Source organism: Pseudomonas anuradhapurensis, assembly GCF_014269225.2.
GTDB lineage: Bacteria > Pseudomonadota > Gammaproteobacteria > Pseudomonadales > Pseudomonadaceae > Aquipseudomonas > Aquipseudomonas anuradhapurensis.
Window position 1 is genome coordinate 260,018 of record NZ_CP077097.1, and the last position, 20,994, is coordinate 281,011.

General features: G+C 63.5%; 18 protein-coding genes. 8 read left to right on the top strand and 10 right to left on the bottom strand.

From position 1 onward, the window contains the following. Positions 1-28: 28 nt before the first annotated feature. Complete coding sequence (locus HU763_RS01155) at positions 29-823, bottom strand: phosphatase PAP2 family protein (RefSeq protein WP_186687608.1); 795 nt, start codon at positions 821-823, stop codon at positions 29-31. A 121-nt stretch (positions 824-944) separates the two neighbouring features. Here HU763_RS01155 and hslO point away from each other — a divergent pair, with 121 nt between their 5' ends. The 3 genes from hslO (at position 945) to HU763_RS01170 (ending at position 4,269) form a co-directional block, all read left to right on the top strand. Continuing rightward, positions 945-1,844, top strand: coding sequence for an Hsp33 family molecular chaperone HslO (gene hslO / locus HU763_RS01160; protein WP_170027822.1), 900 nt, complete (start codon positions 945-947; stop codon positions 1,842-1,844). A gap of 179 nt (positions 1,845-2,023) precedes the next feature. After that, on the top strand, positions 2,024-3,565 hold the full coding sequence (locus HU763_RS01165) for a phosphoenolpyruvate carboxykinase (RefSeq protein ID WP_170027823.1): 1,542 nt from the start codon (positions 2,024-2,026) through the stop codon (positions 3,563-3,565). A 263-nt stretch (positions 3,566-3,828) separates the two neighbouring features. After that, positions 3,829-4,269 (top strand): acyl-CoA thioesterase, encoded by a 441-nt coding sequence (locus HU763_RS01170; protein ID WP_186687594.1) that lies wholly within the window; start codon positions 3,829-3,831, stop codon positions 4,267-4,269. Between the two features lie 55 nt (positions 4,270-4,324). Here HU763_RS01170 and HU763_RS01175 read toward each other — a convergent pair whose 3' ends face one another. The 3 genes from HU763_RS01175 to fdhD form a co-directional block, all read right to left on the bottom strand. Continuing rightward, positions 4,325-4,807, bottom strand: a complete 483-nt coding sequence (locus tag HU763_RS01175) for a glycine zipper domain-containing protein (protein ID WP_170027825.1) — start codon at positions 4,805-4,807, stop codon at positions 4,325-4,327. Between the two features lie 419 nt (positions 4,808-5,226). Continuing rightward, entirely contained in the window at positions 5,227-7,572 is a 2,346-nt protein-coding gene (locus HU763_RS01180; RefSeq protein ID WP_186687592.1) for an FdhF/YdeP family oxidoreductase, read from the bottom strand. Between the two features lie 5 nt (positions 7,573-7,577). After that, a complete protein-coding gene (gene fdhD, locus HU763_RS01185) occupies positions 7,578-8,405 on the bottom strand; it encodes a formate dehydrogenase accessory sulfurtransferase FdhD (RefSeq protein WP_186687586.1) in 828 nt (275 codons plus the stop codon). Positions 8,406-8,594: 189 nt separating this feature from the next. Between fdhD and lysM the strand changes: the two genes are divergently transcribed. Beyond that, entirely contained in the window at positions 8,595-9,035 is a 441-nt protein-coding gene (gene lysM, locus HU763_RS01190; RefSeq protein WP_186687585.1) for a peptidoglycan-binding protein LysM, read from the top strand. A gap of 50 nt (positions 9,036-9,085) precedes the next feature. Here the strand turns inward: lysM and yrfG are convergent, their stop codons facing one another. After that, positions 9,086-9,748, bottom strand: a complete 663-nt coding sequence (gene yrfG / locus HU763_RS01195) for a GMP/IMP nucleotidase (RefSeq protein ID WP_186687584.1) — start codon at positions 9,746-9,748, stop codon at positions 9,086-9,088. 64 nt (positions 9,749-9,812) lie between these two features. Between yrfG and nudE the strand changes: the two genes are divergently transcribed. Continuing rightward, on the top strand, positions 9,813-10,379 hold the full coding sequence (gene nudE, locus HU763_RS01200; protein ID WP_186687582.1) for an ADP compounds hydrolase NudE: 567 nt from the start codon (positions 9,813-9,815) through the stop codon (positions 10,377-10,379). Then, positions 10,376-11,194 carry a 3'(2'),5'-bisphosphate nucleotidase CysQ gene (cysQ, locus tag HU763_RS01205; RefSeq protein ID WP_186687579.1) on the top strand — a complete coding sequence of 273 codons (819 nt, stop codon included), beginning with the start codon at positions 10,376-10,378 and terminating at the stop codon, positions 11,192-11,194. Before nudE ends, cysQ begins: the two co-directional genes overlap by 4 nt. A gap of 134 nt (positions 11,195-11,328) precedes the next feature. Here the strand turns inward: cysQ and HU763_RS01210 are convergent, their stop codons facing one another. The 4 genes from HU763_RS01210 to rfbC are packed head-to-tail and all read right to left on the bottom strand — an operon-like array spanning position 11,329 to position 15,589. Continuing rightward, on the bottom strand, positions 11,329-11,784 hold the full coding sequence (locus tag HU763_RS01210) for a thioesterase domain-containing protein (RefSeq protein WP_170027831.1): 456 nt from the start codon (positions 11,782-11,784) through the stop codon (positions 11,329-11,331). Further along, entirely contained in the window at positions 11,784-13,190 is a 1,407-nt protein-coding gene (locus HU763_RS01215) for a sigma-54-dependent transcriptional regulator (RefSeq protein WP_186687576.1), read from the bottom strand. The genes HU763_RS01210 and HU763_RS01215 overlap by 1 nt, the downstream gene beginning before the upstream one ends. Then, the gene (locus HU763_RS01220; RefSeq protein ID WP_170027833.1) at positions 13,187-15,001 is read right to left on the bottom strand and encodes a sensor histidine kinase; all 1,815 of its coding nucleotides are present in this window, start codon (positions 14,999-15,001) and stop codon (positions 13,187-13,189) included. Before HU763_RS01220 ends, HU763_RS01215 begins: the two co-directional genes overlap by 4 nt. Before the next feature lie 42 nt (positions 15,002-15,043). Continuing rightward, on the bottom strand, positions 15,044-15,589 hold the full coding sequence (gene rfbC, locus HU763_RS01225; RefSeq protein ID WP_186687573.1) for a dTDP-4-dehydrorhamnose 3,5-epimerase: 546 nt from the start codon (positions 15,587-15,589) through the stop codon (positions 15,044-15,046). Positions 15,590-15,851: 262 nt separating this feature from the next. Here rfbC and aguA point away from each other — a divergent pair, with 262 nt between their 5' ends. After that, complete coding sequence (gene aguA, locus HU763_RS01230) at positions 15,852-16,958, top strand: agmatine deiminase (RefSeq protein WP_186687570.1); 1,107 nt, start codon at positions 15,852-15,854, stop codon at positions 16,956-16,958. 892 nt (positions 16,959-17,850) lie between these two features. After that, the gene (locus tag HU763_RS01235) at positions 17,851-19,170 is read left to right on the top strand and encodes an OprD family porin (RefSeq protein WP_186687567.1); all 1,320 of its coding nucleotides are present in this window, start codon (positions 17,851-17,853) and stop codon (positions 19,168-19,170) included. A 90-nt stretch (positions 19,171-19,260) separates the two neighbouring features. On the opposite strand, the gene HU763_RS01240 is transcribed toward HU763_RS01235, so the two are convergent. Further along, the gene (locus HU763_RS01240) at positions 19,261-20,925 is read right to left on the bottom strand and encodes an FMN-binding glutamate synthase family protein (protein WP_186687564.1); all 1,665 of its coding nucleotides are present in this window, start codon (positions 20,923-20,925) and stop codon (positions 19,261-19,263) included. Between the last annotated feature and the right edge of the window lie 69 nt (positions 20,926-20,994).

Genomic DNA, 20,994 nt, shown 5'->3' on the forward strand with positions numbered 1-20,994 from the left:
CGATGGGCTGCGCAGCAGCCCCATGGCCTCACCGGGTGACGGCCATCCGTCCGACCAACGGTAATTTGCCCAGCAGGTTGAACAACGGCGCTGTCCAGCGCATCAGCGCCGCACTGCCCTTGGCCGCCAGCGGGGTGTAGTAGCTCCAGCCCAACGCCAGCACGGCCATCAGCAACCCGCCGATGTAGTCATCTTGCCCCCAGTGGGCACCAGCTACCAGGCGCGGCAGCATGAACAGCAGCGCCAGCCCCCAGATCACCAGGTACTGCACCAGGCGGCGGCTGAACACGCTCATGAACAGCGCCCAGATCAGCAGAACCGAGGCGTGGTCGCCGGGAAAACTGTTGCTTGAGCGGTCCTTCAATTCCCAGGCCTTTTCCAGGTTCGGATAGTAATCGCTCAGGTGCACGACGTTGTCGAACACCATCGATGGGCTGTCGTGTTGCCAGCCCATTGCAGCCACCCACTTGGAAAACAGTGCGCGAATCACCACTAAGAGGACAAGCGTGACCAGAAAGCCGAAAAAGGCCTGGCGAACCTGTGCCGCCTTGAACACCCAGTCGCCGCGGATAAGCACTGCCAGCAGGATCAGGCCAACGACGATGTCGAATGGGCGCAGGCTGCCGAGCGTCCAGATGTAGCGCCAGACGGTGCTTTCCGCCAGCGGGGCATTCAGGCTGTGGAACAGCCATTCGTCGAAAGTCAGGCACAGGATCTGGCCAACGGGCCATAACCAGAAACACAGTAGAACGATGGGAAGCAGCGTACAGGCTGCCAAGGGCCCGAAGGACCACCTTGCTTGGAACAGTGGTGGATTGTCCATAAAATACCTCTATTGCAAACAGGACGCGGAGCGCATCGTAAGCGCTCTATAACGGGGTTCTCGCTCGATTTCCGACAACCCTTGTAACCATTTTGTCATTATTCTCAGATAGCCAAAACCTATGAGCGACTTGCCTGATACCGATTTCACCCAACGTTTCATCTTCGACGAGCGCGATGTGCGCGGCGAGTGGGTGTCTCTCGATGACAGCTACGCCGCGGTGCTGGCGCGTCATGAGTACCCGCAACCGGTGCAGACGCTGCTCGGCGAACTGATGGCCGCCACTGCCCTGTTGGTCGGGGCGCTGAAGTTCGACGGCCTGCTGATTCTGCAGGCGCGTTCGGCCGGGCCGATCCCGCTGCTGATGGTCGAGTGTTCCGGTGACCGCGACATCCGCGGCATGGCCCGCTACGAAGCGGAGCAGATCCCGCCCCACGCGACCCTGTCGGAGTTGATGCCCGACGGCCACCTGACCCTCACCATCGACCCGGTCAAGGGCCAGCGCTACCAGGGTACTGTCGACCTCAATGGCGACAACCTGGCAGAGTGCTTCACCAACTATTTCGTGCAGTCGCAACAGCTCAATACCCGTTTCTGGCTGCATGCCGAAGGCGGCAAGGCCCGTGGCCTGCTGCTGCAGCAATTGCCGCGCGATCGCCAGCCCGACGACGAAGAGCGCGAAGCAAGCTGGCAGCACGTGGTCGCCCTGGCCACCACGCTCAAGGCCGAGGAGTGGGCCTTGGGCAACGAAACCTTGCTGCACCGCCTGTACCACGAAGATGCCGTGCGCCTGTTCGACATCCAGCCGTTGCGCTTCAATTGCAGTTGCTCTCGTGAACGTTCCGGCAATGCGCTGGTCAGTCTGGGCGAGCAGGACGCCAAGGCGTTGGTGGAAGAGTGCGGCGGGCAGGTCGAGATCGATTGCCAGTTCTGCAACGAGCGCTATTTCTTCGACGCCAGTGACGTGGCGCAACTGTTTGCCGGTGGCGGCACGGACGTAGCCTCAGAAACTCGTCACTGAAACGTTTAACTACAGGATAATTTCCTGTCGAATTGCGCAAAAGCGCAGTTCTGACAGGAGGGGCCTACTTTTTTTGGGCGTTTCTGGCATAATCCGGCCACTTTTTTCGCTGTAGTAGTTTTTTCGAGACAACTACAAAACGTTTGGAGCACTCGGCCTCGGGCCGGATGGGGTATCTCATGACGCAAGCCAACAACACCGTGTACACCGACCTGAGCGTCGATGAGCTGGTAAAAGAAGCGCTGCAACGCGGTGAAGGCGTACTAGCCGATACTGGCGCACTGGTCGTGGAGACTGGTCACCGTACTGGCCGTTCGCCGGCTGACCGTTTCATCGTCGAAGAACCTTCCACCCAGGACGCCATTGCCTGGGGCCCGATCAACCGCAAGTTCCCGGCCGACAAGTTCGATGCCCTGTGGGACCGCGTCGAGGCGTTCAACAACGCCCAGGATCACTTCGTTTCCTACGTTCACGTAGGGGCGGCTGCCGAGCACTACCTGCCGGTGAAGATGACCACACAGACTGCCTGGCAGAACCTGTTCGGTCGTTGCCTGTTCATCAACCCGGAGCAGTACAACCCGGCTGGCCGTGGCGAGTGGCAGATCCTCAACGTGGCCAACTTCGTCTGCGAGCCGGAGCGTGACGGTACCAACTCCGATGGCTGCGTGATCATCAACTTCGCCCAGAAGAAGGTGCTGATCGCTGGCATGCGCTACGCCGGCGAAATGAAGAAGGCCATGTTCTCGGTGCAGAACTTCCTGCTGCCGGCTGCCGACGTGCTGCCGATGCACTGCGCCGCCAACATCGGCGAAGCAGGCGACGTGACCCTGTTCTTCGGCCTGTCCGGCACCGGCAAGACCACCCTGTCGGCCGACGAAAGCCGTTACCTGATCGGTGACGACGAGCACGGCTGGGGCGAGGGCGTGGTGTTCAACATGGAAGGTGGTTGCTACGCCAAGTGCATCGACCTGTCCGAGAAGAACGAGCCGGTCATCTGGAAAGCCATCAAGCACGGTGCAGTGCTGGAGAACGTCGTTCTCGACGCCAACAAGCACGCCGACTACACCGACGTCAGCCTGACCCAGAACAGCCGTGCGGCCTACCCGCTGGAGCACGTGGCCAAGCGTTCCGAAGCGAACCTGGGCGGCGAGCCCAACGCAGTCATCTTCCTGACCTGCGACCTGACCGGTGTTCTGCCTCCGGTGTCGATCCTGAACAACGAGCAGGCGGCCTATCACTTCCTGTCCGGCTACACCGCGCTGGTCGGTTCCACCGAAATGGGCTCGGGCGGCGGCATCAAGTCGACCTTCTCTACCTGCTTCGGCGCTCCGTTCTTCCCACGCCCGGCTGGCGAGTACGCCGAGCTGCTGATCAAGCGTATCAACGGCTTCAACTCCAAGGTCTACCTGGTCAACACCGGCTGGACCGGCGGTGGCTACGGCGTTGGCAAGCGCTTCAGCATCCCGACCACCCGTGCCGTGATCGCTGCGATCCAGAGCGGCGCGCTGGTCGGTGCCGAAACCGAGCACCTGGACATCATCAACCTGGACGTGCCGAAAGCTGTTCCGGGTGTTGAAACCGAGCTGCTCAACCCGCGCACCAACTGGGCTGACAAGGCTGCCTACGACGAGGCTGCCAAGGGCCTGGCCAAGCTGTTCATCGAGAACTTCAAGAAGTTCGACGTGTCCGACGCCATCAAGGCCGCTGGCCCGCAGCTGTAAGCTGAAGCCGGTTGCAACGAAAGCCGCCCCTCGGGGCGGCTTTTTTGTTTCTTCCGGCCGACACGCGCCCCTTGTAGCAGCGGCCTTGTGTCGCGATGGGCTGCAGGCAGCCCCGCCAGTTCTGCATCCACGCTGAAATCCAGGGGCCGCTTGGCGGCCCATCGCGACACAAGGCCGCTGCTACGCAGAGCCGGTGCAAGCAGCGGAAATCAGGTTTTTCTGTTTCACTGTCAGCATCCGTTGCGAAGACAAGAGCCAGCCAGATGACCGAATCCCCTCAACGCACTGCCTTCTGCCACTTCCACCCCATCCTTACCCGCCCGCAGGACAACGACCTCAATGGCCATATCGCCGGGGCTACCGTGCATGGCTTCTTCGAAACTGCAATCCAGGCATTTCTTGTCGAACAGGCCGAACTGGACCTGCGCGACGGCGAGCTGGCAGCGTTCGTGGTCAGCTCCGCAGCGGATTTCTACGCGTTGCCGGGCTTTCCGGACGTGCTGGAAGTCGGGTTGGGGGTGACGCGCCTGGCGGGCAGTACGGTGGAGTACCGCCTGGCGCTGTTCCGTCCGGGCGAGCCGGAGGCCTGTGCGGCAGGGACGGTGGTGCAGGTGTTCATCGAGCGCGCCAGCGGCCGGCCGGTAATGCTGGCGGAGACGCTGCAGATGATCCTGTCCGGCGTCATGCTGGAACAGCCGGCATAAAAAAGCCCCGCTGGCAGGGGCGGGGCTTTTGTTGCCGGGGCAGGGCCCTCAGGCGTTAGTCGCGCCAGTGGCGTCTGTGCTTGCGATGGCCGTAGTGGTTGCCATTGTCCCAGTGACGACGGTCGTCGTCATAGCCACGACGGTAGCGGCGGCCATCGTGGTAATCATCTTCGTCGGCCTCCTTGCCCAGGTAGTTACCCAGTGCGCCACCGGCACCACCGCCGGCTGCCGCGCCAATGTAGCTACCGGTAGTGCCGCCGACCGAGCGACCGACCACGTTACCGCCAGCAGCGCCCAGCGCGCCGCCGATTGCAGCCTCGCCACGCTGGCGTTTGTCGGCACCCAGGGCGCCACCGGCTGCACCGCCCAGGCCCGCACCAATGGCGCCGCCTGTGCTACCACCGATGGAGTTGCCCACGACAGAGCCCAGTACCCCACCCAATGCGCCGCCAATGCCGGCCTCGGTGGTGCCGCCTGCCATGGCAACGCCGCTGAGCAAGCTGAAAGACAACAACAGTATCGAGGAGTACTTCTTCATCAAGAGAGCCTCATAGGGATGACGAGGCGAATTTGAGGCTAACAAGCGCGCCTGGCAATGGAAATCCGACGAGTAACACGAGTTGTACACAATTCTCTAAGTTACTGTATTTGCTGTGAAACTTTATCTATTTTTCGCTGTCTGAGACTTTTATGACGAAGCCCTGAACCGCACTGGAACAGGGCTTTTTTCGTTTTTGGCGTTGGGGCTGTTGGCCTCTTTGCGGCTAACTGCTTCTACAGAAACACCACGACTCAGGCCTTGTGATTTTCCCTGTAGGGGCTGCAGCCGCGATTACCGGTACAGCCGGTGCCGTCCACCGCGTCGCCTGCATCGCGGATAAATCCGCTCCTACACACGGCTTCGACTTGACGCTGCACCTGTACATGCGGCTTTGGCCGCGAACAGGCCGGCGCAACCTAGAGGATTCGCCCGTCGCCCTGCGCCCGCTCCAGCTTGATGGCGATGAACTTCGATGTCGGCGTGTAGCTGCCGTCGCCAACACTCTCCAGCGGTACCAGGGGGTTCACCTCAGGGTAATACGCCGCTGCCTGTCCGGCCGGGATGTCGAAGGCCAGCAGGGTGAAGCCCCGCACCCGGCGCACATGCCCGTCCCCCCACAACGACACGATGTCGACCTTCTGCCCCGGCTGGAAACCCAGGCGAAGGATGTCGGCTTCGTTGACGAACAACACTTCGCGCTGGCCGCGCACACCGCGGTAGCGGTCGTCCAGCCCGTAGACGGTGGTGTTGTACTGATCGTGCGAGCGCATCGACTGCATGATCAGGTCCGGCAGTTGGCCGCTGGCGCGTACACGCTCGTCGAGCAGCGTGTCCGGTAGCCGGTTGGCCTTGAAATTGGCCCGGCCGGTGTTGGTCTTCCACTCGCGGGTGGCGGCGCTGTTGCCCAGGTAGAAGCCGCCCGGCTGGCGCAGGCGCTGGTTGAAGCCGGCAAAGCCGGCGATGGTGTCGCCGATCAGGTCACGAATACGGTCGTAGTCAGCCACCAGCCAACGCCAATCAACCGGGTTGTTGCCCAAGGTAGCGGCGGCAATACCGGCGATGACCGCGGGCTCCGAGCGCATCTGTGGCGATAGCGGTTGCAGCTGGCCATTGGACGCGTGGACCATGCTGAACGAGTCTTCCACCGTTACCGCCTGCGGCCCTTCGGCCTGCAGGTCGATATCGGTACGCCCCAGGCACGGCAGGATCAGCGCCTGCTTGCCGTGCACCAGGTGGCTACGGTTGAGCTTGGTGCTGATGTGCACGGTCAGTTCGCAGTTGCGCAGCGCCTGGGCGGTACGTTCGGTATCCGGCGTCGCCTGGGCGAAGTTGCCACCGAGGCCGATGAACACCTTGGCGCGGCCCTCGAGCATGGCGTGAATCGCCTCGACGGTGTTGTGGCCCTGCTGCCGTGGTACGGGGAAGCCAAAGCGCTTTTCCAGGGCATCGAGCAGCGCCTCTGGGGGGCGTTCGTTGATGCCCATGGTGCGATCACCCTGCACGTTGCTGTGGCCACGCACCGGGCACAGGCCTGCGCCAGGTACGCCGATATTGCCGCGCAACAGCTGCAGGTTGACGATTTCCTGGATGGTCGGCACCGAATGGCGGTGCTGGGTGATGCCCATGGCCCAGCACATGATTACCCGTTTGCCCCGGCAATACATGCGTGCAGCCAGTTCGATGTCGGCCAGGGGCAGGCCGGACTGCGCCTGGATGTGTTCCCATGGGGTGGCATCCACCACCGCCAGGTAGTCGTCGACGCCATGGCCGTGCTCGGCGATGAAGGCGTGGTCGAACACCGCCGGCTCGCCCTTGGCCTGGGCTTCGCGCTCCCACTGCAGGACGAACTTGGCCATGCCGCGCAGCATCGCCAGGTCGCCGCCCAGCGCCGGGCGGAAGAACGCCGTATTGGTCGGACGGTCGCTGTTGGTCAGCATTTCCAGTGGGTGCTGAGGGTGCTGGAAGCGCTCCAGGCCACGCTCCTTGAGCGGGTTGACGCACACCACCTGGGCGCCACGCTTCACTGCATCGCGCAGCGGGTCGAGCATGCGCGGGTGGTTGGTGCCCGGGTTCTGGCCCCAGACGAAAATCGCATCGGCGTGTTCGAAGTCGTCGAAGGTGACGGTGCCCTTGCCCACCCCGACGCTTTGCGCCAGGGCCACACCACTGGCCTCATGGCACATGTTCGAGCAGTCGGGGAAATTGTTGGTGCCGTAGGCGCGCACGAACAGCTGGTACAGGTATGCCGCTTCGTTGCTGGCGCGGCCTGAAGTATAGAACTCGGCCTGGTCGGGGCTGGCCAACTTGTTGAGTTCGCGCCCGATCATGGCGAAGGCGGCATCCCAGCTGATCGGCAGGTAGCGGTCGCTGGGGGCGTCATAGACCATCGGTTCGGTCAGGCGCCCCTGGTATTCAAGCCAGTAGTCGCTCTGACCTAGCAGCGAAGTGACGCTGTAGCGGGCGAAGAAGGCCGCGTCGACGCGGCGCTTGGTCGCCTCCCAGTTCACCGCCTTGGCACCGTTCTCGCAAAACTTGACCATGCCGCTCTCGGGTGAGTCGCCCCAGGCGCAGCCTGGGCAGTCGAAACCGCCGTTCTGGTTGGTCTTGAGCAGCGCGCGAATGTTCTTCAGCGCGTTATCGCTGCCGACCCAGGCCTTGGCCACGCTGCGCAGTGCACCCCAGCCACCGGCGGGGCCGTGGTAGGGCTTGTAGCGAGGAGGGGAGGCTGGGGCGTTTTCCGGGAAGTGCTGGTACGAGGTCACGACTGTTACGCCTCCGCCGCGGGGCTATAGACCCGCGGTGCGCTGTGCTTGGGCAGATGGATGAGATTGAGGTTGTGTTTGCGCGCCCATTGCAGGGCAAGGCCGGTGGGCGCCGACAGGCTGACCAGGGTCTGGATACCGGCACGCAGCACCTTCTGGATCAGCTCCAGGCTGCAGCGGCTGGTGACGATGGCCAGGCCGCCCTGGCTGTCGATGCCCTGGCGCAGCAGTGCACCGATCAGCTTGTCGAGGGCGTTGTGCCGGCCGATGTCTTCGCGGCCGAGCAACAATTCGCCGTTGCGGTCCATGAACAACGCCGCGTGCACCGCGCCGCAATGCTGGCCAAGGGGTTGGAAAGCATCGATGCGTTCGCGCAGCCCGACCAGCCATTGCGCAGGCGGCAAAGGGGCGTCAGGCAGCTTGGCCAGGTCCGGCAATGCCTGCTCCAGCGCTTCGACTCCGCACAGGCCGCAACCACTGGTGCCGGCCAACTGGCGGCGCTGGTTCTTCAGGTTCCAGAATGCACGGCTGGAAATCTCCAGGTCGGCATACATCGCCGAGCCACTGCCGGAGAGTTTCAGGTCGTAGATTTCGGCAGTGCCTTCGACAATGCCGCTGCCGACGCTGAAGCCGACCGCGAAGTCCTCCAGGTCGGTGGGGCTGACCAGCATCACTGCCTGGTTCAGGCCGTTGTAGGCGATGGCCAGGGCCACTTCCTCGGCCAGCGGGGTGCTGTCGCGTCGGGCGTCGTTGAGCTGGACGTAATCGTAGGTGTTGCTGGCTGCGGGCATGGACAGGGGCGAGGCCGCGCAGAGCGGAGGCTTGCTTTTCATCGGGGCTGGCTGTTCACCGGAGCTATCGGCAGCTTTTTGATAGCACAAGCCTAGGCGTGCGGGCCGGCGGCGTCTAATCGCTAGGGTCTATGCCTTGATAGAGCGCGTCGATGGAAGATGCGGGTGGGTCGGCGGAGTCTTCGCCTAGACTTCACTGTCCAACGGTTTCACGTCAACAAGGAGAGTGTCATGAGTCTGTTCAGTTTTGTGAAAGAAGCGGGCGAAAAGTTGATCGATCTGCTGACCCCCGGTAATGCCAACGCCGAAGAGCAGCTGAAAAAGCACGTGGAAAGTGTCGGCCTGGGTAACCCGAACATCAAGGTCTCGGTAGAGGGGGACAAGATCATCCTCCAGGGCGAGGTGGCCAGCCAGGAGGAAAAGGAGAAGATCATCCTGGCGGCGGGCAACATCAGCGGTGTCGCCAGTGTGGATGACCAGATCACCGTAACCGGGCCGGTGGCGCAGGCGGCGCGGTTCGTGACCGTGGAGAAGGGCGACACGCTGAGTGCCATCTCGAAGAAGGTGTACGGCGACCCCAACAAGTACCAGAAGATCTTCGAGGCCAACAAACCGATGCTCAAGCACCCGGACAAGATCTACCCAGGGCAGGTGCTGCGTATTCCTGACTGATCTCCACAGCCGCTAGCGGCCTCTTCGCGGGCATACCCGCGAAGAGGCCCTCACAGGCCTGCCAATAGCTCCCGGTAGTCCTCGACCGCAGCAAATTCTTCGGTATCCCGCGGCCCCGCCTGGCTATCGGGCTGGCGCACCGCCAGCAAGTGCCCCACGCCGAACCGCCGCGCACTGCGCAGGATCGCCAGGGTGTCATCGATGAACAGGCTGCGCTCCGGCGCAAAGCCGATGTCCGCCTGCAAGGCATCCCAGAATTGCGGGCTTTCCTTCGGGTAGCCATAGTCGTGCGAGCTGATCAGCCGCTCGAAATACGGCGTCAGCTCCACCCGCTCCAGCTTCAGCGACAGGGAATCCCGGTGCGCATTGGTGATCATCACCACGCGCTTGCCGGCCTGGCGAATGGCCGCCAGGAAGGTGTCGGCATCTGGGCGCAGGGCGATCAGGTCGGCGATTTCCCGTTTCAGCTCGCGAATCGGCAGGCGCAGCTCGCGGCTCCAGAAGTCCAGGCAATACCAGTTCAGCGTACCGGCGTTACGCTCGAACAGTGGCTGCAGTTCCATTTCCGCCATGGCCCGGCTCACCCCGTGCAGCTCGGCATAGCGCTGGGGCAGGTGGTCCAGCCAGAAGCGGTTGTCGTAATGCAGGTCGAGCAAGGTGCCGTCCATGTCCAGCAGGACAGTATCGATGGCAGACCAGGGAAGAACAGGCATGGGAAATTCTCGATCAGTCGGCAAGCCACGGTATAGTAACCCGTTCACGCCAAGGAGCCGCCCCATGCGCCAGAAACCCACCGTCCTCAGCCGCGAAATCGTCGCCAGCAGCCGCCTGTTTCGCGTCGAAGCCGTGCAATTGCGTTTCAGCAATGGCAATGAGCGCACCTACGAGCGCCTGGTGGGGCGCGGCAATGGTTACGGCGCGGTAATGATCGTGGCCATGCTCGACGCCGAGCACGCCGTGCTGGTGGAAGAATACTGCGGCGGCACCGATGAATATGAGCTGTCGCTGCCCAAGGGCCTGATCGAGCCGGGCGAGGACGTGCTGGCGGCAGCCGACCGGGAGCTCAAGGAAGAGGCCGGTTTTGGCGCGCACCAGCTGGAGCACCTGACCGAGCTGTCGCTGTCGCCCGGCTACATGAGCCAGAAGATCCAGGTGGTGCTGGCCAGCGACCTTTACGAAGCGCGCCTGGAGGGCGACGAGCCGGAGCCGATGCGGGTCGACAAGGTCAACCTGCGCGAGCTGTCGGCCTTGGCCATGCACCCGCAGTTCACCGAAGGTCGTGCCCTGGCGGCGCTGTACCTGGCGCGTGACCTGCTGATTCAGCGGGGGCTGCTGGAAGCATGAACGACCTGCAACTGATGCACGAAGTGGTCAAGCTGGCGCTGAAGGCCGGCGAGGCGATCCTGCCGTTCTGGCGTGCCGATGTCGCCGTGACCAGCAAGGCTGACGATTCGCCGGTGACCGCCGCCGACCTGGCGGCGCACCGGGTGCTTGCCGATGGCCTGCTGGCCCTGGCGCCGCAGATTCCGCTGCTGTCGGAAGAAGACTGCAATATCCCGTTGGCCGAGCGCCAGCGCTGGCAGCGCTGGTGGCTGGTCGACCCGCTGGACGGCACCAAGGAGTTCATTGCCGGCAGCGAGGAATTCACCGTCAACATCGCCCTGGTGGAAAACGGCGAGGTGGTGTTTGGCGTAGTCTCGATGCCAACCAACGGGCGCTGTTACTTCGGTGGCCGTGGGCTGGGCGCCTGGCGTGCGCAAGCCGGTGAAGCCGCTGAGCCAATCCAGGTACGCAATGCACCGCCGCTGGGAGAGCGCTTTACCGTGGTGGCCAGCCGTCGGCATTCCAGCCCGGAGCAGGAAGCGTTGTTGGCCGGGCTGGGCGCTGCGTTGGGTGAGCTGGAGCTGGCCAACATTGGCAGTTCGTTGAAGTTCTGCCTGTTGGCGGAAGGTAGCGCCGATTGCTATCCGCGCCTGGCGCCGACTTCGCAGTGGGATACGGCGGCGGCCCAGGGAGTGGTGGAAGGCGCCGGGGGCGAAGTGATCGGGCTGGACGGCCTGCCGTTCCGCTACCCGCCACGGAAGTCGTTGCTCAACCCGCACTTCCTGGCGTTGCCGGCCAATGCACAATGGCGCCAGGCCTTCCTGAGCCTGATCTGACCGCCGCACATGATCGTGTAGGAGCGGCCTTGTGTCGCGAAAGGGCCGCAAAGCGGCCCCGGCAATTCGGGCGGCGAAGCTGAAACCTTGGGGCCGCGTTGCGGCCCGATCGCGACACAAGGCCGCTCAGGGTTTCAGCGGTGCAGGACGTACTGCCCGCTGAACCTTACCGCCGGCTCGTCACTACCGGCATTGCTCACCGTGGTTTCCAGCGTCAGCCGCGCCCGCCCGCGACGCTGGTACATCGTCACGAAGCGTTCCCAGGTCTTTTCGTCCGGCGCCGCGCAACGTGCCACCGCCGCCCCGGTCACCGGCAGCGGATAATTGATCTGCCCCTCCTGGATGACGATATGCCCGTCATCGATCCCCAGCTCGCGCAGGCGCAGGTGCAGCCAGCCCCAACCCACCAATACGGCCGCGCAGTACAGGCTGCCACCGAACATGGTGCTCTTGTGGTTGACGTTGGCCGCCAACGGCAGTTGCAGGCGCAGGGTGTGCTGCTGCCAGTCGAGCACCTCCAGGCCCATTTCGCGGGTCAGCGGGATGTCGCCGTGCAGCACGGCCTGGAGATACTGGCTATCGCTATTCATCAACGGTGGTCCTCATGATCGTCTTGCCCGCCGCTGCCACCGTCAAAGCTCAAGCCATGCTTGCGCAACTTGTCGTGCAGGGTCTTGCGGGGAATGCCCAGCGCTTCGGCCAGGCTGCGCATGGAGCTGTGGGGCTGGGCCAGTTCGGCGGCGATCAGCGAGCGCTCGAACTGCTCGACCTGCTCGCTGAGGTTGCCGCTCAGCAGGGGTGCCGCCGGCATCGCGGCAGGCGCTGCCTGGCCATCCAGGGCCAGCTCCAGGCCCAGGGCGAAACGTTCGGCGGCGTTCTGCAATTCGCGCACGTTACCGGGCCAGGCGTGGCGCAGCAGCATGGCGCGCTGGGCCGGCTGCAGGGTGTGCGGGGGCAGGCCATGGCGCTGGCTGGCGGCGTCGGCGAAGTGCTGGAACAGTACCAGGATGTCATCACCGCGTTCGCGCAGCGGCGGAATACGCAGCGGCGCCACGTTCAGGCGGTAATACAGGTCGGCGCGAAAGCGCCCCTGGTCGGCGGACTGGCGCAGGTCTTCCTTGGTCGCGGCGATGATGCGGATGTCCAGCGGGATCAGCTGGTTGCCACCCAGGCGTTCGACTACCCGTTCCTGCAGCAGGCGCAGCAGTTTCACTTGCACATCCAGGCTCATGCTCTCGATCTCGTCGAGGAACAGCGTGCCGCCATTGGCAAACTCGAACTTGCCGATGCGGCGCTTCTGCGCACCGGTGAAGGCACCGGGCTCATGGCCGAACAGCTCGCTTTCGACCACCGATTCGGCCAGGGCGCCGGCGTTGATCGCCACGAACGGGCCGTCGCGGCGGCTGGACAGGTCGTGCAGGGCGCGGGCCACTACCTCCTTGCCCGCGCCGGTCTCGCCCAGGATCAGCACGTCGGCACGGGTGCCAGCCAGGGCGCCGATCTGCTCGCGCAGGCGCTGCATGGCCGGCGACTGGCCGACCAGGCGGGTGGCCAGTTGCTGGCGGTCGCTCAGGGCCAGGCGCAGGCTGCGGTTGTCCAGCACCAGGCGGCGCAAGGCCAGGGCGCGGCGTACGCTGTCGAGCAGCGCGTCACTGGCGAAGGGCTTTTCCAGAAAGTCATAGGCGCCGGCGCGCATCGCCTGCACCGCTAGCGGCACATCGCCGTGGCCGGTAATCAGCAGCACCGGCAGCTCGGCGTCGCGGCCATGCAGCTGTTCCAGCAACTGCAAGCCATCGATACCGGGCATGCGGATATCGCTGACCACTACCCCAGGCCAGTCGGCTTCGATGCGCTCGGCCAGGCCGTGGGCATCGGCCAGCGCGACCACCTTGAGCCCGGCCAGGTCCAGGGTCTGGCTCAGCGCCTGGCGCAGGTGCGGGTCGTCGTCGACCAGGATCACCTGGGCTTGGCTGTCGATGAGTGTCTCGGTGGTCATGCCGAGGGGTCCTCCGAATTGGGCAAAGTAGCGCCAGGCGCGGCCACACGCAGCTGCAAGGTCAGCAGTGCGCCACCTTCCGGGTGGTTGGCCAGCAGCAGTTCACCGCCCAGGGCGCGCATCAGGCTTTCGCAGATGGCCAGGCCCAGGCCCAGGCCCTGGGTGCGGGTCTTGGTGGTGAAGAATGGCTCCTTGGCGTGCTCCAGGGCCTGGCGGCTGAAGCCGGGGCCGTTGTCGCGAATGTACAGGTAGACGCAGTCGTCGCGCTGCTCGGCACTCAGCCACAGGCGGCGGGGGTTGGCCTTTTCGGTCAGGGCATCGAGGGCATTGGCCAACAGGTTGCCGAGCACCTGGCGCAGGCGGGTCTCGCCAGCCTGGACCCACAAGGTGGCTTCCGGCAGGTCGCGAATCAGCTCCACGGCCATGGCGCGCCGACGCTTGGCCAGCAGCGCGAGGGCATCGTCCAGGGCCGGCTGCAGCGCCACGCTCTCCGGTGCATGGCGGTCACGGCGGGCGAAGGCGCGCAAGTGGGCGATGATCGAGGCCATGCGCCCGGTCAGCTCGCCGATCAGCTTGAGGTTGCCGCGGGCATCCTCGATGCGCTGGTGGTCGAGCAGGATTTCGGCGTTTTCCGCGTAGCTGCGGATGGCCGCCAGCGGTTGGTTGAGTTCGTGGCTGATGCTGGCCGACATGGTGCCGAGCACCGAGAGCTTGCCGGCCTGTACCAGCTCGTCCTGGGCGCGCACCGCCTCCTGCTGGGCGTTCTCGCGCTCCAGCACGGCACGCTTGAGGCGGGTGTTCAGGCCTTCCAGGTCGGCGGTGCGCTCGGCCACGCGTTGTTCCAGTTCCTGCCGGCCACGGGCCTCGAAATCGATACGGTCGATGTAGTGGCGGCGCCGTTGCATCACCAGGCCGGCCAGCAGCATCAGCACCAGCAAGGTGCCGGCACCGATGGCCATCACCGTTTGCACCGAGCGGTCGACCAGCATGCGCGGGGCAAGGATGCTGACCTGCCAGCCGGTTTCCGGGATGTCGCGGGTCTGGGCGATCCACGCTTGCGGGTTGAGCACCAGCGGTTGCGGGGCCTGGGTCGGGTAGGGCTGGATGGCGATGATGGCCTGGCGCTCGGCCTCGCTCAGCGGGCGGGTGGCACGGAAGCGCCAGTCCGGCCGTGAGGTGAGGATGACCACGCCATTGTGGTCGGTCAGCAGCAGTTGCTCGGGGGTACGGCCCCACAGGGTTTCGGTGTGGTCGAGGTCGACCTTGACCACCAGCACGCCAACGATGCGTTCACGGTCGCGTACCGCAGCGGCAAAGAAGTAGCCACGCTTGGCCGATGTGGTGCCCTGGCCGAAGAAGCGCCCCAGGCGGCCGGCCATGGCTTCGTTGAAGTAGGGGCGGAAGGCGAAGTTGCGGCCGACGAAGCTGTCGCGCTTGTCCCAGTTGGAGGCGGCCAGGGTGTTGCCGTTGATGTCCATCAGGTACATCACCTCGGCGCCGGTCTGCTCGACGATGCCTTTGAGCAGGCGGTTGGCGTTGGTCACCGCCTCCAGGCGCAACGGGTCGGCCAGCACGCTGCGCAGCGCCGGCAGGTCGCCGAGGATCTGCGGCAAGGTCTCGTAGCGGTGCAGGGTACCGAGCAGGTTGGCCACGTACAGGTCGAGGGTCTGGCGGTTCTGCGAGGCCAGCTCTTGCTGGTAATAACGTTCGGCCAGGTGATGCAGAGGCCACAGTAACGGGGCCAGGCACAGGGCCAGCAGGGCCAGGCTGCGCCAGCGCGGACGGCGAGGGGGCGTGGGTTTTGCAATCATCACGTAGAGGCGCCAGGAAAGTCTGACGCAATTATGCGCTAGTTAAGGCAGCAGTTCCGCCTTTGCCCATGAACTGCCGACCTTGTCCTTGTCCGACAGCAACGGTGGCTGTTCCAGCCCCCAGTCGATGGCCAGGTCTGGGTCATCCCAGCGGATACAGCGCTCGGCGACTGGGTTGTAGTAGTCGGTGGTCTTGTACAGGAACTCGGCGGCGTCGCTCAGCACTGCGAAGCCATGGGCAAAACCGGGTGGAATCCATAGCTGGCGATGGTTGTCGGCGGACAGCTGCACCGCCACCCACTGGCCGAATGTGGGCGAACTCTTGCGCACATCCACAGCAACGTCACGGATCTCGCCCTGCACCACGCGCACCAGCTTGCCCTGGGTGTTTTCCACCTGGTAGTGCAGGCCGCGCAGTACCCCCTTGATGGAGCGCGATTGGTTGTCCTGGACGAACGTCGTCGCCACGCCGGTCTGCCGGGCGAACTCACGGGCGTTGAATACCTCGAAGAAGAACCCACGGCTGTCACCGAAGACCTTCGGCTCGATGATCAGGACGTCGGGGATTGCGGTGGGGATGATATTCATGACGGATCGCTGGCCGGTTTGCCTACGTAATGACCCTAGCTGTACTCGACGGTTTTGTCCGCCCTGCGCTGCAACGGCTTCACAAGGCCCGGCTATGGTATGTGCCTTGGGATAGCCGGATGCCTATCGATTGATATCGGCTTAAAGGCGCTGATCGGTCACTTCGACTTCCTATATGATGCTTTAAATGTCGATATATATCGGTTATAAATGGACAAACGCCCCAGCACAGTCCGGCTCAGGGCCATCACAGAGGTCAACCATGAAAACCCTCAACTCCACCCCCCGTGCCGATGGTTTCCACATGCCCGCCGAGTGGGCCCCGCAAACCCAGGTATGGATGGTCTGGCCAGAGCGCCCGGACAACTGGCGCCTGGGCGGCAAGCCGGCACAAGCTGCCCATGTGACCCTGGCCAAGGCGATTGCCCGCTTCGAGCCGGTCACCGTCGCGGTTTCTGCTGCGCAGTACGAAAATGCCCGTCGCCAACTCGACCAGCCGAACATCCGCGTGGTCGAGATCAGCAACGATGACGCCTGGGTGCGTGACACCGGCCCGACCTTCGTCATCAACGACCAGGGCGAAGTACGCGGCGTGGACTGGGGCTTCAACGCCTGGGGCGGCTTCGATGGCGGCCTGTATGCACCGTGGAACCGCGACGAGGAACTGGCGGCCAAGGTGCTGGAAATGGAGCGCTGCCAGCGCTACCACACCGAAGGCTTCGTGCTCGAAGGCGGTTCGATCCATGTGGACGGTGAAGGCACCGTGATCACTACCGAAGAATGCCTGCTCAACCGCAACCGCAACCCGCACCTGAGCCGCGAGCAGATCGAAGCGGTATTGCGTGACCACCTGGCGGTGGACACCGTGGTCTGGCTGCCGGATGGCCTGTACAACGACGAAACCGATGGCCACGTCGACAACTTCTGCTGTTACGTGCGCCCGGGCGAAGTGTTACTGGCCTGGACCGATGATTCCAACGACCCCAACTATGCACGCTGCCACGCTGCCATGGAGGTGCTCAAGCGCACCCGTGATGCCAAGGGCCGTGAATTCATCGTGCATAAAATGCCGATCCCGGGCCCGCTGTTCGCCACCGCTGAAGAATGTGCCGGTGTCGACCAGGTGGCCGGCAGCCAGGAGCGTGACCCATCGGTGCGCCTGGCCGGCTCGTACGTCAACTTCCTGATCGTCAACGGCGGCATCATCGCGCCAAGCTTTGACGACCCAGCAGATACTGAGGCCAGAGCAATCCTGGAAAAGGTTTTCCCCGATCATGAAGTGGTGATGATCCCTGGCCGCGAGCTGTTGTTGGGCGGTGGCAATATCCACTGCCTGACCCAGCAGCAGCCAGCGCCGATCAAACGTTGAGCGCAGCGTGAATGAAGAGGCCCGTCACCTGACGGGCCTTTTTCATTTCCGGGCGATGTCCGGTGGCGGTGCTGGCATATCTTTTGTATTGTTTTCAAGTGGATAGCCAGATCGGTGGCCCGGCAAGGCCGTGCTATCGATCTGTAACAATACATAAGTAGATTTGCCGTCCACGGGCCTAGGAGTACGTGTAGAGATGAATGCAGCAAGTGAGTCGGCTTTGCGCCCATCGGCAGTGAATCACCAATCGCTCAAGCTTGTGGCGAAGTGGTTGAAACACCATGGAAGCATCAGGGTCAGGACGACCGACCCACGACATCTGCTTGCCGGGCGATATCCCCAAGGCCTGATCAGCGAAGCAGAAATGCAGGCGCTGATGGCGGTGTGGCACTGATCGGTTGTTTGAACCTGCCGGCCCCTGTGGGAGCGGGCTTGCCCGCGAAGGGGCCGGCACAGGCAACAGGCATCTATGAAGGTACAACCCTCGGCCAGCCCCCACCCTGGCCACTTCTCGCTTCACCCTGCCGTCCCACAGCACACGCCCCTGCGTCTTGCCCTGCACCTAGGCCCTCGCCCCACAATCAGTCCGACTTTTCCTACTCAAGATAAATTGCCTGCTGATAGCGCAACGCTAGGCAGAAATGCACTCGGCTTGCCCACATTTTGGTTATATCAACCTTCATTTCACGATTTTTTGACATTTGTAAACGCGCACGGCTAGGATTCGGCCAACGCCTGCTGGCCATCATCGTGGCCACGCAGCTGCCAGAGCCGCCGTGTAACTACCGGCAGGCCTTCCAGTCTGGATCCGCATAGCGTCGAACCTACGAAGGGGCGTTGGTTCCTGGCGTCATATTGCAGAGCGTTTTTGATTAGGAACAAGGAAAACAACATGTTGAAAACCAGGATCAGCCTGGTCGCCCTGGCGATGATCGCCGCGACCCAGGCACAGGCCAATGACCAGGCCGACAGCAAGGGCTTCATCGAGGACAGCCACGCCAACGTCCTGCTGCGCAACGCCTACATCAATCGTGACAAGAAGCACGGCACCGACGACCAGATCGAATGGGGCCAGGGCGTCATCGCCAACTTCTCCTCCGGCTTCACCCAGGGCACCGTCGGTGTCGGCGTCGATGCATTCGGCCTGTACGCCGTGCGTCTGGACGGCGGCAAGGGCCACAACGGTGGTGCCGGTGTCGACTTCTTCAAGCCTTCGGACTTCAAGGACGAGAACGACAACGCCAACTCGCCGCACAACCTGGCCCGTGCTGGCGCTGCAGTGAAGTTCCGCATCTCCAACACCGTGCTCAAGTACGGTGACCAGATGCCGGCACTGCCAGTGCTGCAGTACGACGATGCCCGCCTGCTGCCAGAAAGCTTCACCGGTACCCTGATCACCTCCAAGGAAATCCAGGGCCTGGAACTGAACGCCGGCCGCTTCACCCAGGAAGCGCGCAAAAGCGCCGAGCGCCGTGATGGTGGTGGCCTGAAGTCGATCAACGTGCTCGGTGGCAGCTACAAGTTCACCGACAACTTCACCGCTTCGCTGTACACCGCCGACAACGAAGACGTGATGAAGAAGCACTACCTGGGCCTGAACTACGTCTTCCCGATCGCCAGCGACCAGTCGCTGACCCTGGACTTCAACGGCTACAAGTCGGACATCGACGACAAGTTCGTCAAGAGCGCAGAGCTGAACGGCGACTCCAACACCATCTGGAGCCTGGCCGCCACCTACGCCTATGGTGCGCACTCGTTCACCATCGCCCACCAGCGCAGCACCGGCAGCACCGGCTACAACTACGGCTGGTACCAGAACGCCGGTGGCGTGGGTGACGGTGGTTCGACCATCTACCTGGCCAACTCGTACTGGTCCGACTTCAACGCCGAAGACGAGCGTTCCTGGCAGCTGGGCTACGGCCTGGACTTCGGTGCCTACGGCATTCCGGGCCTGACCTACAAGCTGGCCTACGTGGTGGGTGACAACATCAATACCCGCAACCTCGACAACCCGCAGGGCTTCGGCGAAGGTAAAGAGCGCGAGATCTTCAACCAGATCCGTTACGTGGTGCAGGACGGCCCGGCCAAGGACCTGTCGATCAAGCTGCGTAGCTCGTTCGTGCGTACCAACAACGCCGTGCAGCAGAACGGTTACTTCGACGACGGCAACGAAGTCCGGGTATTCGTTGAGTATCCGATCAGCATCTTCTGATCCTGATCTGCAGCCTGTCGCCACACAAGTGCACGCTCCCCTTGTAGGAGCGGCCTTGTGTCGCGATGGGCCGCACAGCGGCCCCCGGCCTCACGCCAGCTCCACCTCCCTGCGCCGCCCCCCTGCAACCCTCACCTCTCCCTCACCCGTCTCCGGCGCAAAACTGTCGCTACGCGCCATCCGCCACATTCGCGCATAGAACTCGCTTTCGATCGAGCCCCCCAGCAACTCGCCCGGCTTGAGGAACGTGTGCAGGTCCGAGAACAAGCCGATTTCGCTTGAGCTGATCCGCCGCGCCAGGTGCTTGGGTTTTAGCTGCGAAGGATGCTCCAACCCCGCAGCGGCCAGCATTTCTGCCAGCGCATGCAAGGTATTGCGGTGGAAGCTGGCAACCCGTTCAGCCTTGTCCGGCACCACTAGGGCGCGCTGGCGCAGCGGGTCTTGCGTCGCCACCCCGGTCGGGCACTTGTTGGTGTGGCAGCTCTGCGACTGGATGCAGCCGATGGCGAACATGAAGCCGCGCGCGGAGTTGACCCAGTCAGCGCCGATAGCCAGCACACTGGCGATGTCGAAGGCGCTGACGATCTTGCCCGCTGCGCCAATGCGAATGCTGGAGCGCAGGTTCAGGCCGACCAGGGTGTTGTGCACGAACATCAGGCCCTCGCGCATCGGTACGCCCATGTTGTCGCTGAACTCGCGTGGCGCCGCGCCGGTACCGCCTTCCTTGCCGTCGACGACGATGAAGTCCGGGGTAATGCCGGTGGCCAGCATTGCCTTGGCGATGCCCATGAATTCCCACGGGTGGCCCAGGCAGAACTTGAAGCCCACCGGCTTGCCGCCCGACAGCTCGCGCAGGCTGGCAATGAACTGCAGCAACTCGACCGGCGTGCGGAAGGCACTGTGCGCCGCTGGCGATATGCAGTCTTCACCCTCGCGTACGCCCCGCGTCTGGGCGATTTCGCGGCTGACCTTGTGCCCCGGCAGGATGCCGCCGTGGCCCGGCTTGGCGCCCTGGCTGAGCTTGACCTCGATCATCTTCACCTGCGGCGAGCGGGCCTGCTCGGCGAAGCGCTGCGGGTCGAAGCGACCGTCCTCGGTGCGGCAGCCGAAGTAGCCACTGCCGATTTCCCAGATCAGGTCACCGCCATGTTCGCGGTGGTACGGGCTGATACTGCCTTCGCCCGTGTCATGGGCAAAACGGCCCATGCGTGCACCACGGTTGAGCGCCGCGATGGCGTTGGCGCTGAGCGCGCCGAAGCTCATCGCGGAAATGTTGAAGATCGACGCCGAGTAGGGCAGGCGACACTGCGGCCCGCCGATGGCGATGCGAAACGAGGCAGGGTCCGGCGTGTTTACCGGCAACATGGAATGGCTGATGAACTCGAAGCCGGGCTTGTAGGCGTCGTTGAGCGTGCCAAAGGCTTTTTCGGCGCTTTCGTTCTTGGCCCGGGCGTAGACCAGCGAGCGCTGAGCGCGGGAAAACGGCAGCTTGTCGTCGTCGCCCTCAATCAGGTACTGGCGGATTTCCGGGCGGATGGTTTCGATCAGGTAGCGGATGTTGCCCAGGATCGGGTAGTTGCGGCGCACGGCATGGTGGCTTTGGCGCAGGTCGTTGAGGCCGACCAGGCTGAGCAACGCGGTGATCAGCGTGATGGGCCACAGCCAGGCATGCGTGTGTAGCAACGGCAGGCTGGCGAGGGTGAATAGTAGGCAGAATGCGAGGCAGGCGTAGCGGCTGGGTAGGGAATGTTTCATGGGTCCATCACAGGCGGGATGACCCGGCCTAGGATAGGCAAAGCAGGGTTAGGGAAAACCTGGGGAATC